The following is a 12,990-nucleotide window of genomic DNA, read 5'->3' on the forward strand; positions in this document are numbered from 1 at the left end:
CAATGGGGACATGACGCAGCCGACGAGCTACGGCGGCAGGCCGCTGACGCCCGCCCCCGGTGCGCCGACACCGGAGCTGCTCGTCGCGCGCTTCCGCGCGCACGCCCGGCGGCTCGCCTGGTCGGCTCTCGTGCTGATCGCGGTGGCCGCCGTGTGCGGCTACTTCTACGGCAACCTGCCCGCTCCTTTCGAGAACTGGATGCTGCTCGCCGGCGCCGCGCTCGTGGTGCTGCTGCTCGTGGTGCTGCCGTATCTGGCGTGGGCGGGCCACGTGTACACGATCACCACGCGGCGCGTGATGGAGCGTCGCGGGGTCTTCGCTGTCAAGCGCCGTGAACTGGCGCACGTCCGCGGCTACACCCTCAAGGTGCACCGCGGCCTGCTGCAACGCGTGTGGGGTGCGGGCACGATCACCCTCACCAACGGCGTCGACGAGCCGCTGCGGCTCGCGAACATCCCGAGCGCCGAGCTCGTGCACGAGGCGCTCGTCGACCAGGTCGAGGTCAACCAGATCCTCGCGCACCGCGACGCCCAGCCGCTTCCGCCCGGGCCGCAGCCCACCGTCCCCCCGAGGCCTCCGCTGCCGCAGGTCTGACCTCGGCGCGTTCGTCGTCTCGCGGGTGCGGGATGATGGAGGGAGGCCTACGAGAGGGAATGGAATGGCGCTGCGAGTCGGAGTCGTCGGGGGTGGGCAGCTGGCCCGCATGATGATCGCGCCGGCGGTCGAGCTCGGGGTGGAGATCCGGGTGCTCGCCGAAGACGAGGGGATGTCGGCATCCCTCGCCGCCACGGCCGTGGGCGACTACCGCGACGCCGACACCGTGCTCGCCTTCGCCCGCGATGTCGATGTCGTCACCTTCGACCACGAGCACGTGCCCCAGGACGTGCTGGCGACCCTCGTCGGCGAGGGGATCGCGGTGCATCCGGGGCCTGATGCCCTCAAGTTCGCGCAGGACAAGCTCGTCATGCGCGCGCGCCTGGAGGAGCTCGGGATGCCGCAGCCCGACTGGGCGGCCGTCACGAACGCCGACGAGCTTCAGGCCTTCATCGACGACCACGGCGGCCGCGCCGTCGTCAAGACACCGCGCGGCGGCTACGACGGCAAGGGTGTGCGCGTCGTGTCGGCAGGGACCGAGGCCGACGACTGGTTCGCCACCCTCGCCGAGGACGCGCGTGGCGGTGCGCTTCTCGTCGAGGAGCTCGTCGACTTCACGCGCGAACTCGCGCAGCAGGTCGCTCGCCGGCCGTCGGGCGCGGTCCGCGCCTACCCGGTCGTCGAGACCGTGCAGCGCGACGGCGTGTGCGCCGAGGTGATCGCCCCCGCCCCGCACTCCAGCGACCGCCTGCAGCAGGTGGCCGCCGGGATCGGCGTCTCGATCGCCGAGGGCCTGGGCGTGACCGGGATGCTGGCCGTCGAACTCTTCGAGACGACCGACGAGCGTCTCCTCGTGAACGAGCTCGCCATGCGCCCGCACAACAGCGGCCACTGGAGCCAGGACGGTGCCGTCACGAGCCAGTTCGAACAGCACCTGCGCGCCGTGCTCGACTTGCCGCTCGGCGACACCGATCCGGTCGCCGGGTGGGCGGTGATGGTCAACATCCTGGGCGGGCCGGCCGAGGAATCGCTCGACGCGCGTTTCGCCGCGGCGATGGACGAGCACCCCCAGGCGAAGGTCCACACGTACGGCAAAGCGCCGCGCCCCGGTCGCAAGGTCGGGCACGTCAACGTCGTGGGCGACGAGCTCGATGACGTGGCGTACCAGGCCCGGGCCGCAGCATCCTTCTTCCTGGGCTGATGTCCACCGGTCGTTGAGCTTGTCGAAGGGCCCGCGCCGTTGCGGGGAGTTTCCAGCCTCGCCCCCTAGCCTTGACGAGTGACTGCGCCCCTTCATTCCTCCGAGGCGCCGCTCGTCGGCGTCGTCATGGGCTCCGACTCCGACTGGCGGGTCATGAGCGACGCCTCTCAAGCGCTCACCGACTTCGGCATCCCCCACGAGGTCGAGGTCGTCTCGGCGCATCGCACGGTCGACAAGCTCATCCGCTACGGGCGTGAGGCGCGCGCACGCGGCGTCCGGGTCATCGTCGCCGGCGCCGGCGGCGCGGCGCACCTGCCCGGGATGCTGGCATCCGTCACCGCGCTGCCGGTCATCGGCGTGCCGGTGCAGTTGGCGACCCTGGACGGACTGGACTCGCTCCTGAGCATCGTGCAGATGCCCGCCGGCATCCCCGTCGCCACCGTCTCGATCAACGGCGCGAAGAACGCCGGGCTTCTCGCCGCCCGCATCCTCGGCACCGCGGACGCCGGCATCGCCGACCGCGTCGAAGCCTACGCGCGCGATCTCGAAGCGCAGGTCGAGCAGAAGAACCGGCGGCTCAAGGAGTCGCTGTGAGTGTCGTGAGCGCCCCTCGCACCACCGCCCGTCCGCACGGACCGGGTGTCGTCGAGGAGCGCCCGATGAGAAACCCGGATGCCTCATCCCGCGGCGTGATGACGCGTCGCGGGTGGTGGCTGGTCGTGCTGAACTTCCTCATTCCGGGCTCCGCGCAGGTGCTGGCGGGCAATCGCCGGCTCGGCCGCTTCGGGATCGCCGCGACCCTGCTCATGTGGGTGCTGCTGGTGGTCGCGCTGCTGTTCGCCCTGCTCGCACCGACCGCCGGGCTGAGCCTGGTGACGAGCGCGTGGCTTCCCGACTGGCTCGGCCTGCTCCGCCCGCTGCCGCTGCTGATCGCGCAGGGACTCCTCCTCGCGTACGCGGTGCTGTGGATCGTGCTGACGATCGACACGCTGCGTCTCGTGCGCCTGGTCAAGACCGGACGCTGGGCGCGCTTCGCGATCGCTCTGGTCGCGGTGGGTCTCCTGGTCGTGGCGAGCGGCACGGCAGCGTACGCGGCGAACGCGGTGGGCACCGTGCGCAGCACCATCAGCACGATCTTCGGAGCGAGCGGCCCGACCGTGCCCCCCTCGGACGGCTACTACAACATCCTGCTTCTCGGCGCAGACAGCGGCGAAGGCCGCGACTCGATGAGGTTCGACAGCATCTCGGTCGTCTCGGTGAACGCGACGACCGGCGCGACCACGATCACCGGCATCCCTCGCGACATGCCGCACTTCCCGTTCGCGGAGGGGCCGATGCAGGACACGTACCCGAACGGGCACGAGGGGCATGCCGACCCGACCTGCGGGTGGGGGAGCGGCATCAACCAGCTTCGCACCGAGGTCGAGGTCTGCCAGGACGGCAATCAGCTGTACCCGGATGCCGAGGCGAATGGCTCCGAGCCGGGCATCGAGGCCACGAAGGACGCGGCCGAAGGCATCCTCGGGATCGAGATCCCGTACTTCGTGTTCGTGGACATGCACGGCTTCGCGTCGCTGGTGGACGCGCTCGGGGGCGTCGACATCAACGTCACAGAGCGCCTGCCGAAGGGCGGACCGCCCGAGGGCGTCGATCCGCACGACGTCGACAGCTGGGCGATCGGCTGGATCGAGCCCGGGCAGCAGCACATGGACGGCGACACCGCACAGTGGTACGCCCGTTCCCGGTACACGACCAGCGATTTCGACCGCATGAAGCGTCAGCGTGAGCTGCAGCAGGCGATCCTCGCCCAGTTCACACCGGACGTCGTGCTGACCCGCTTCCAGGACGTCGCCGCCGCCGGCGCCGATATCGTCAAGACGGATCTGCCGCAGTCGCTGATCCCGACCCTCGTCGACCTCGCCCTCAAGGCGAAGGACCAGCCCGTGCAGACGATCGAGCTGACCCCTGCCGGCGGGATCGACGAGTTCAACCCCGACTACGCCTATATCGCCCAGCTCGTGCAGACCACACTGCACCCGCCGACCCCGACCCCCGAGGGCTGAGCCGTGGTGGCCACGCTCCGCGTCGTGCTCGACCAGCTCGTTGCACCGTCCGAGCCCGAGCTCGGCGAGGCCTCGCGCGAACTCGCGCGGGCGCTGGTCATGGGTGCACCGTCCGGGTGCGAGGTAGAGGCGATCGCCCCGGCAGGAGGCGCCGAGGGCGCCCTGGACGCGGTGACGGGGCTCGCCGGGGTCCGCCGCACGGCCTTGCCGCGTCGAGAGCTCGCTGCCGCTCTGCAGCTCGGTGTGGGCACCGGCATCGGCGGCGGCATGATCCACTCGCCGTCGCTGTTCGCGCCGCTCGTTCGCCACGACCGCGTGCATGACCACGACCAGACCGTCGTGACGGTCTGGGACCTCCGTCCGTGGGAGTCTCCCGCCGAGCTGCCGCGGGCGGTGGTCGCCTGGCACAAGGCGATGCTCAAGCGCGCGGTCAAGCACGCGGATGCCGTGGTGGTGCCGACGCACTCGCTCGCGTCGCGGCTGCTCGAGATCGCCCCGTTCGGCGACCGCATACGCGTCATCGCCGGCGCCTCGCCGCTCGGGTTCTCCGTGCCGACGGACGAAGTGGGCCGTCGGCGCGAGCTGAGCCTGCCGGAGGGCTTCGTGCTCCTGGCGGGAGGGCCGATGGGCTCGGAGGGTCTGGATGCCGGGTTCTCGGCGGTGGCGGCATCCGGTGTCGATCTTCCCGTCGTCGTGATCGACGTCGAGGACGGCCACGAGCCGGCGGTCGCCGATCTCGCGTCCGCGGCAGGTCTTCCGGAGCGCGTGCTCCATGTCAGGGGCGTGCTCGACACGGCCGACCGCGCAGCGGTCTTCGGGGCGGCCGTCGCGTTCGTCGCCCCCTCACGGCGCGCGGCCTTCCCATGGCGGGTCGTCGACGCGCTGACCCTCGGGGTGCCGGTGATCGCGGCGGCTTCGACGGTGCACGACGAGGTCGTGTTCGACGGTGGTTCGCTCGTCTCGGCGTCGGGCACGGCCGAGCTGTCGGAGGGTCTGGGAGCGGCGCTGGCGTCGGCGCTGGGCTCGACCGCGGCGGCCGAGCGACTCGCGGTGCTCGCCGGAGACCGGGGCCGCGCCTTCTCGTGGCGCGAGGCCGCCGACAAGGTGTGGATGCTGCACGCCGAGCTCTAGCGCCCGCCGTCAGGCGCGCATCAGGGCTACGGCTTCCTTGCTCGGTCCATCGAACTCGACGCGGCCGTTGCGGAGAAGGATGCCGCGCTCGCAGAGGTCCGAAACCATGTTGAGGTCGTGGCTGACGACCACGAGGGTCTTCCCCGCAGCATGGAGTTCACGGATCCGTGCGAGGCACTTCTGCTGGAAGGGCTCGTCGCCGACCGAGAGGATCTCGTCGATCAACAGGATGTCGACCTCGGTGTGGATCGCGACGGAGAAGGCGAGCCGGAGGAACATCCCCGACGAGTAGTGCTTCACCTCGGTGTCGATGAACTGCTCGATCTCGCTGAAGGCGACGATGTCGTCGAAGCGCTGCTCGGTCTCCTTCTTGCTCATGCCGAGGATCGCCGCGTTGAGGAAGATGTTCTCGCGACCGGAGAGGTCGGGATGGAACCCGGCGCCGACCTCGATCAGTCCGGCGACGCGGCCCCGCGTCAGCACCTGTCCGCTGTCGGGGCGCAGCACGCCCGAGATCATCTTGAGGGTGGTCGACTTGCCCGAGCCGTTGAACCCGAGAAGTGCGACGGCTTCGCCCTCGCCGATGTCGAAGGACACGCCGTCGAGAGCATGGAAGCGCGTCGACAGCGGCCTGCGCCGCAGCGCAGCCACGAACGTCTCTTTGATCGAGTGGGTGTGACGAAGCGTGAAGTCCTTGTGGATGTCTTCCACGACGATGCGGGACGACGTGCGGACGGGATCAGAGGTCTTGAGCAAAACGACCCTCCAGACGGCGGAAGACCAACTGGCCGATGGTGAGCATCGCCACAGAGATGGCGAAGGCGATCGCCGTGAACAGCCACAGGTCGGGCAGCGGCTGCGCCCCCGTCGGCTGCAGCGGATACCACAATCCGTAGTGGAAGAGCTCGACGGCAGGCGTGAGCGGGTTCAGCCGGTACAGCGTGAAGACCCAGTCGGGCACTTCGGCTGCCACCATCTGCCACTGGTACATCACGGGCGACGCCCAGATCGACATCATCACGATGATCTCGACGAAGCTCTGGGCATCGCGGAACGTCACATTGATCGCGCCGAACAGGAGCCCGACCCCCGTTGCGAGGACCGCGATGATGATGAGCGCGACCAGAAGGGCGATCACCTGGAGTGCAGTCGGCGCCCATCCGAAGAAGAGGGCGATGGCGACGATCACGATGATCTGGGGAACCGTGTTCACCGCAGCAACCAGCACGCTCGCGATGGGGAACATCTCGCGCGGCAGGTAGATCTTCTTGATGAGCGGAGCGTTCTCGACGAGTGAACGCGTCCCGTTCGAGAACGCCTCATTGAAGAACGTGACGATCGTGATCCCCGAGAGGAGGTAGATCGGGTAGTACTCGATGCTCTTGTTCAGCCCGAGGAAGACGCCGAGCGCGACGAAGAAGACGACGAACTGGACGAGTGGCTTGACGTAGGACCACGCCCATCCGAAAATCGAGCCACGGTAGCGGATGCCCACTTCCTTTCGCACGATCAGCGAAAGGAGGTAGCGTCGGCGGAACACCTCCAGGAGTCCGGTGTCGGACCCGGGGCGGACGAACGTGCCCACGGACGCGGAGTTTGCCATACGTGCTGAGGTCCTTCATCGCTCGAGGCACTGCGCGTGCCTCGACGATTGTACAGAGGAGCGGCGATGGTCCCGCCTCGCGAAGGGCGCCCTGGGCGACGCACGCGTTCAATTCGAGGGATTTTCTCAGGTCCGGGGCAATATTGGAGCGTGCGTCGTCTCCTGAGTGCTCGCGGCCTGACATGGGTGGGCGTTGTCGTGCTGGTCGCCCTGCTGATCGTGCCGGCAGGAGGCGCGGCCACGGCATCTCCAAAGGCTTCGACGGCGGCGGACGCCGCGAGCCGCCCCGCTGCGGCGCTTGAGACCGCCTCGCAGGCAGCCGCGTCCATCCGGCCCGCGGCCGACCTCTCCCGGTTCCAGCCCGGCCACATCATCAGCGACGCGATCTTCTTCGATTCGAACGCGATGTCCGAGGGCGTCATCCAGTGGTTCCTCGAATCCCAGGTTCCGCGGTGCGAACCGGGCTACACGTGTCTGCGCGACTGGTACGACACATCGCGCGCGGTTCCGGCGGACGCCATGTGCGCCGCCTATCCGGGTGGCGCGCGCGAGAGGGCGTCGACGATCATCTACAAGGTCGCGAAGGCGTGCGGCATCAATCCGCAGGTGATCCTGGCCACCCTGCAGAAGGAGCAGGGTCTGGTCACGCACGTGTGGCCCAGCGACTGGCGCTACACGGCCGCCATGGGCCAGGGATGCCCCGACACCGCGGCCTGCGACGCGCGCTACTACGGATTCTTCAACCAGGTGTACGGCGCCGCATGGCAGCTGAAGCGGTACGCCAACCCGCCCGGGACCAGCCAGTACTTCACCTGGTATGCGCCGGGCAAGACGTGGAACGTCCGCTTCCACCCTGACGCGAGCTGCGGTTCGTCACCCGTGTACGTCCAGAATCAGGCGACGTCGGACCTCTACTACTACACGCCCTACCAGCCGAACGCCGCTTCACTGAGAGCAGGGTCAGGGACCGGCGATTCCTGCTCTTCGTACGGCAACCGGAACTTCTTCCGGTATTTCACCGACTGGTTCGGAGACCCCGCCATCGACGTCTTCGGCGCGATCCTGGGCACGTGGACCGCCAACGGTGGTGCGGGGGGTCTCATGGGGCGGCCGATGGCGCCCGAGGCGTGCGACTGGAACCCGGGCACGACCAACTGCAGTCAGACGTTCGCGAACGGGACCATCGTCTGGAGTCCGGCCGGTGGTTCTCAGTACATCGCCGGGGCCATCAATTCGGTGTGGACGAGCATGCGCTCGACATTCGGAGTCCCCCTTTCCGGCGAGAGCTGCCAGTGGACCGGAGCCGTGAACTGCACCCAGCGGTTCGCCAACGGAACCATCGTGTGGACGCCGCAGCGAGGCGTCATCTACATGCTCGGCGCGATCAACGCCACCTGGCAGCAGGCGCAGGGTGTGGTCGGACTGCCGATCGGTCCCGAGAGCTGCGTCTGGACCGGGGAGGTGAGCTGTGTTCAGGAGTTCGAGCGCGGCGGCATCGTGTGGGGCCCGAACTCCGGAGCGCAGTACATCGGCGCGGGCCTGTATGCGTACTGGAAGGAAGCGGCGCGGGGCACCGTCGGTCTGCCGATCGGCAGCGAGGTGTGTTCGTGGACGGGCGATGCGAACTGCGTGCAGGAGTTCCAGCGTGGAGCCCTGGTGTGGAGCGCTGTCGGCGGTCTCCGGTACATGGGTGCCGGCATCCACGCGTACTGGAAGGAATCGGCCCGAAACGTCGTCGGACTTCCGATCGGCAACGAGTCCTGCGTGTGGACCGGCGACGCGAACTGCGTGCAGGAATTCCAGCGCGGAGCGCTCGTGTGGAGCGCCGTCGGTGGCTTGAGATATCTGGGTGCAGGCATCCACGCCTTCTGGAAGGAGTCGGCCCGGAGCGTCGTCGGACTCCCCACGAGCAATGAGACCTGCGTCTGGGGAACCGGCGCCAACTGCGTTCAGCAGTTCCAGCGCGGCGCGATCGTGTGGAGCGCCGCCTACGGCCTCCACTACGTCGCGGGCGCGATTCACGCGGCGTGGACTGCTGCGTCCCCGCCGATCGGCGTGCCGGTCGGCGACGAGCAGTGCGTGTGGAGCGGCGATGTCCGCTGCGTCCAGAAGTTCGAGACAGGGTCGGTCACGTGGCGTCCCGCGACCGGGCCGATCGTCACCAGGCCGTAGTGCTCACGCCCGGCTGATGCGCTGAGCACACAGAGCGGGCCGCACGCGCTGCGTGCGGCCCGTCTCTCTGTGTTCGTGCTGGAGGGTGCGGACTGTTCAGGGGCGGGGGGTGGGGTCGATCCCGAAGGTCTGCTCCCATGCCTGCGGGGACGTCACGTCCGTGAGGGCGCGACGGTACTCCTTCGCCAGGTCATCCCAGCGGCGAACGAGTTCGAGGTGCAGCTGGCGGCTGCGGCGAAGCAGACGACGGTATTCACGGCGGTCACGCTTGTAGACGGTCGCGCCGGTGCCGTCCGCGGTGGAGACCAGGGCGGCGTCGAGCCCCGCGACCCGCCACCAGCGGACCTGATCGGACGCCACGCGCGCCTCGGGGCGATCCCATCGCCCGGACGGCTTGAGGTAGTTGCGCGCGGCCGAGACCGCGGCGCGCATCACCCAATTCACGCGCGAAGCCGGTGCGGAGGCGACGGTGCCCTTCCGGGTGGGCTTGCGGCGCAAGACCACCGGGTAGGCAGCGATGTCGCGTATCACCTGGCCATCCGAGTAGCTGGCGTGCAGGTGGCGCATCTCGGCGGCACGCTGCTCGAGCGTGTCGTGAAGGTGACCGGGACCGCTGAGCACGTCCTCCAGCGCTTGCACCCGCATCGCCACGGGAGAGTACTGCAGCGTGAGCAGGTGCTTCAGGTCCGACAGGAAGCTCTCGCGCGGAAGCGCACCTCCCGATCGATACGGTGAGTACAGGAGCCCGACCAGCCAGCGGTTGCGCTGGTGGTAGTACGCCTGCCAGTCCAGGCGGTCGTCCTTCTCCGTCCAGGGCATGTGCCACACCGCGGCGCCGGGAAGCGAGACGGTGGGGATGCCATGGGCTGAGGCCCTCAGCCCGTACTCCGCGTCATCCCACTTGATGAAGACCGGGAGCGAGAGTCCGATCCGCTCGATCGCAGCGCGCGGGATCAGACACATCCACCAGCCGTTGTAGGCCACGTCGACCCGCCGATGCAGCGTCGCGTCGGAGCGCAGCGCCTTCACGTTGAAGTCGAAGGACTCGAGCGACTCCTCGACGGGATGCCACATGGTGCGGTAGAGGTTGACGGACTCGCCGTAGCTGTGAAGCACCGACCGCTCGTACAGGTTGAGCATGTGTCCGCCGACGATCGTGTCGGTGCGGCAGAAGTCAGCGAACGTCACCGCCCGCACGATGCCCTCCGTCTCGACGACGACATCGTCATCGAGCAGCATGACGTAGTCCGCGTCCGTGCTCCGCGTTCCTTCGTACATCCCACGGGCGAAGCCGCCGGAGCCGCCGAGATTGGGCTGTCGCATGATCCGGAACTTGTCGCCCAGGGCCGCGGCCGCGTCGTCGTAGCCGGCGGCTTCGCTGACGAGCTGCGTCCCCTGGTCGACGATCATCAGGGTGTCGAGGACATCGAGCAGATCGGGCGAGCCCGCGAAGAGCCGCATCTGGGCGACGCAGTCGTCGGGTCGGTTGAACGTCGTGATCGAGACCGCCGCGGTGCCGCGACGTCGCGCCAGGCTCTCGTCGACCGACCAGACCGCGGAGAGGATCTCGGCTGGCGTGCTCCCGGTGTCGAGGTCGAACCACAGCCAGCCGCCGTCTCCGAACGACTTGAGCGAGATGTCGAACTCCGCTGTGCCGTCGACGTCGCGCTTGCTCGCCACTCGTCGGAACGACCCTCGGACGGTGGAGCGGAAGACGTTGACGTTCGCCGACCCCTTCACCTCGACGGTGAGGCGAACGGACTCCACCTCGGTCCACTGCCGCCAATAGGCCGCCGGGAACGCGTTGAAGTACGTGGCGAACGACACCGTGGATCGGGAAGCCACCGAGATCGCGTGCCGCTCGACCTTGGTGATCGACTTGCGGGCGGTCGCCAGCATCGTCGGCCCATGGGTCTGCTCGTCCTTCGACTTCTGCCCGATGCGCTCGCGATCGTCGCGGCCCGCCTCGTGCTTCGCCTGCGGATTCGAGACCGAGGTGCGCGTGTCGACGTAGAGCGGCAGCGCCATCGGATCCGCATCCGCAGGGAAGGTCAGTCGGTGGACGATTCGGCGATTCGCAGCCGCAGAGGTTTCAGACATGCACATGTACTTTCATCTTTTGCCGGGAGCGAGCCTCGACCACCCGGTCACGGGAGGAAGCCTCGGACATCCTATCGATGCACGCGGTGCGTGCGCCGTGACGGGCTATCCGCGGTCGCACCCGACGATCCGGAAGAGCTTCGCATCGCCGACCCGTTCGACGAGCTCGGCCGCGGAGGATCGACCGAGATTCTGGAAGCCCGGGTAGGGGTGCGATTCGCCGTTGATCTCCTGGGTGCCGAAGTCGAGTACGTAGTCGACACCCGTGCGCTCCAGGGCGTCGCACACCGCGCTGCCGGGTTCTGCATCGTTCGCCTCGTCGTCGATGAGCGTGATGTCATCCGTCATCTCGATCACCACACCGGGATGCAGAACCTTCACGCCGGTGAGCGCATACGCCATCGCCGTGCCCGTGCCCGGGTTGCCCGCGATGACCGCGTCGTCGGGCACGAGAGTCGGGAGCATGTCGATGAGGGCGCGCTCGTCGGGGGTCAAGAGCGGAGAGGCGTCCGTCGGGATGTACATCAACCTCGCCTTCTCGATCGCTGCCGGGATCGCGATGAGCTGGGTCGCGAGGATGAGCGCGATCGACGCGCCGGCCGCCAGGGAGATGTACGGCGCCGTGCCCGGGGTGGCGCGTCGTCCCGGGCCGCGGCCGACGAACCAGCGCCAGAGGGCCACGATCGCGACCGCCGCGAGCGGAATGGCGATGATCGGAATGAGAGCGGCGAGCCGCGGGGAGTTGACGTACCAGGCGCCGACGATGATCTTGCGCAGCCACAGCCATTGCATCGACGTCGCAGTGACGAACAGCGCCATGAGGAGCACGAGGAATCCCACGGCGAGACGACCGCGTGTGCTCCGCCCGCGCCAGGCGATGATCGCGCCCGCGAGGACGGCGATCGCGAGCACGATCGGGATCTGGCCGCGTTCCATCGACATCGTCAGCGCTTCGCCGATCGCCTGGCCGGGTGTCTGGGACGGGTACCAGATGTCCTCCGGGATGCCCGGGCGAAGAGCCCGCCACAGCAGCAGGCCGATGACGCCCGCCGCAGCCAAAGAACCGGACGCCAGCCACACCGTGCGGCGTCCGGGACGTCGGCGCAGCAGAAGCACGTAGGCGACGATCGCAGCGACGGCCGTGAGCAGCAGCCACGCCATGAACGCCGCAGGGTGGACCATCAGCAGGCCCGGCACCGTCGCAACCAGCACGACGAGCCAGGGTGCGACGCCGCGCGACGGCGACCGATCGATCAGACCGAGGGTCGCGAGGCTCGCGGCGATGGTCACCGGAAGAGCGCAGAGCGACAGGAAGTAGGGGAAGAGGACCCCGTAGTCGATCATGAGGATCGGGAAGGCCGGGGCAGCAGCCGAGAGGATCCCCACCGCCATCGTGAAGGCACGCGAGCGGCCGAAGAGCGCGATCCCCAGAAGCATCACGCCCGCGGGCCAGATCAGTGCGCCCGCGGCGATCATCACGGCGTTGGACGCGACGCCGACGCTCACCCCGGTCACCTCCGCGACGAGCGCGACCGCAGCGTGCCAGACCGCGGGGTAGAACGTGATGCCCGTCGACTGCGTGCGGGTCAGCTGCGACACGCTGAGCGGAGAGGCGTTCTGAGTGTCGAGGATGTAGCGCGCGGCGTTGAGGTGGAAGATGTTGTCGAAGGTCTGCGAGATGTTCTCAGGGTCGCCGACGATGAGCACGAACTGGACCGTGATCAGCGCACCGCCGATGGCCAGCGCGGCCGCGAGCACACCCCGCCCGATCGGCTGGAGGCCGAGCATCGCGAACCGCGAGCGCAAGGAGAACCTGAGGATCGCTGCGACCGCACAGGCCGCCACCGTGACCAGCGCCGGTCCGACGAGCGTCCACGGGAGGCCTATGAGAGGTGAGATCAGGGACGCCGCCGCGAGGATCGTCACCGAGACCGGCCCCGCGAACGCCCACGCGTGCAGGCCTCGGAAGCCGAGCACGCGTACGGCGGCGTAGCCGGGAACGATCAGTACCGCGGCGGCGACGAGGATCGGCGCGACCGCGGGTATCCAGTCGGTCACTCAGTGCCGCCCGTGGGCACCTGGAGGAGCGGTTGGCACGTAGCAGTCATCTGGGGGAGTCCTCGGG

At 68.7% G+C, this 12,990-nt stretch carries 10 protein-coding genes; 6 read left to right on the forward strand and 4 right to left on the reverse strand.

Features of this window, described 5'->3' with window-relative positions; translation table 11 throughout:
• Positions 1-10: 10 nt before the first annotated feature.
• The 5 genes from RS82_RS15475 (at position 11) to RS82_RS15495 (ending at position 4,990) form a co-directional block, all read left to right on the forward strand.
• Positions 11-595 carry a PH domain-containing protein gene (locus tag RS82_RS15475; RefSeq protein ID WP_045301012.1) on the forward strand — a complete coding sequence of 195 codons (585 nt, stop codon included), beginning with the start codon at positions 11-13 and terminating at the stop codon, positions 593-595.
• A gap of 64 nt (positions 596-659) precedes the next feature.
• On the forward strand, positions 660-1,796 hold the full coding sequence (locus RS82_RS15480; RefSeq protein ID WP_045301013.1) for a 5-(carboxyamino)imidazole ribonucleotide synthase: 1,137 nt from the start codon (positions 660-662) through the stop codon (positions 1,794-1,796).
• A 126-nt stretch (positions 1,797-1,922) separates the two neighbouring features.
• On the forward strand, positions 1,923-2,390 hold the full coding sequence (gene purE / locus RS82_RS15485; RefSeq protein ID WP_045301160.1) for a 5-(carboxyamino)imidazole ribonucleotide mutase: 468 nt from the start codon (positions 1,923-1,925) through the stop codon (positions 2,388-2,390).
• Complete coding sequence (locus RS82_RS15490) at positions 2,387-3,859, forward strand: LCP family protein (protein WP_045301014.1); 1,473 nt, start codon at positions 2,387-2,389, stop codon at positions 3,857-3,859. Before purE ends, RS82_RS15490 begins: the two co-directional genes overlap by 4 nt.
• Before the next feature lie 3 nt (positions 3,860-3,862).
• A complete protein-coding gene (locus tag RS82_RS15495) occupies positions 3,863-4,990 on the forward strand; it encodes a glycosyltransferase (protein ID WP_045301015.1) in 1,128 nt (375 codons plus the stop codon).
• A gap of 9 nt (positions 4,991-4,999) precedes the next feature.
• Here the strand turns inward: RS82_RS15495 and RS82_RS15500 are convergent, their stop codons facing one another.
• Positions 5,000-5,746, reverse strand: coding sequence for an ABC transporter ATP-binding protein (locus RS82_RS15500; RefSeq protein ID WP_045301017.1), 747 nt, complete (start codon positions 5,744-5,746; stop codon positions 5,000-5,002).
• Complete coding sequence (locus tag RS82_RS15505; RefSeq protein ID WP_045301018.1) at positions 5,730-6,593, reverse strand: ABC transporter permease; 864 nt, start codon at positions 6,591-6,593, stop codon at positions 5,730-5,732. Before RS82_RS15505 ends, RS82_RS15500 begins: the two co-directional genes overlap by 17 nt.
• A gap of 150 nt (positions 6,594-6,743) precedes the next feature.
• Between RS82_RS15505 and RS82_RS20785 the strand changes: the two genes are divergently transcribed.
• Positions 6,744-8,765, forward strand: a complete 2,022-nt coding sequence (locus RS82_RS20785; RefSeq protein WP_052676867.1) for an LGFP repeat-containing protein — start codon at positions 6,744-6,746, stop codon at positions 8,763-8,765.
• Between the two features lie 96 nt (positions 8,766-8,861).
• Here the strand turns inward: RS82_RS20785 and RS82_RS15515 are convergent, their stop codons facing one another.
• The gene (locus tag RS82_RS15515; RefSeq protein WP_052676868.1) at positions 8,862-10,793 is read right to left on the reverse strand and encodes a glycosyltransferase; all 1,932 of its coding nucleotides are present in this window, start codon (positions 10,791-10,793) and stop codon (positions 8,862-8,864) included.
• A gap of 177 nt (positions 10,794-10,970) precedes the next feature.
• Positions 10,971-12,923 carry a DUF6541 family protein gene (locus tag RS82_RS15520; protein WP_045301021.1) on the reverse strand — a complete coding sequence of 651 codons (1,953 nt, stop codon included), beginning with the start codon at positions 12,921-12,923 and terminating at the stop codon, positions 10,971-10,973.
• Positions 12,924-12,990: the final 67 nt, after the last annotated feature.

Origin of the sequence: Microbacterium trichothecenolyticum (assembly GCF_000956465.1) — a bacterium.
GTDB classification, from domain to species: Bacteria; Actinomycetota; Actinomycetes; order Actinomycetales; family Microbacteriaceae; genus Microbacterium; species Microbacterium trichothecenolyticum.

Excerpts from the sequence above, each read along its gene's own strand:
- RS82_RS15475 (WP_045301012.1), top strand. The coding sequence starts at position 11 with ATGACGCAGCCGACGAGCTACGGCGGCAGGCCGCTGACGCCCGCCCCC.
- RS82_RS15480 (WP_045301013.1), top strand. The coding sequence starts at position 660 with ATGGCGCTGCGAGTCGGAGTCGTCGGGGGTGGGCAGCTGGCCCGCATG.
- purE (WP_045301160.1), top strand. The coding sequence starts at position 1,923 with ATGGGCTCCGACTCCGACTGGCGGGTCATGAGCGACGCCTCTCAAGCG.
- RS82_RS15505 (WP_045301018.1), bottom strand. The coding sequence starts at position 6,593 with ATGGCAAACTCCGCGTCCGTGGGCACGTTCGTCCGCCCCGGGTCCGAC.
- RS82_RS15515 (WP_052676868.1), bottom strand. The coding sequence starts at position 10,793 with ATGGCGCTGCCGCTCTACGTCGACACGCGCACCTCGGTCTCGAATCCG.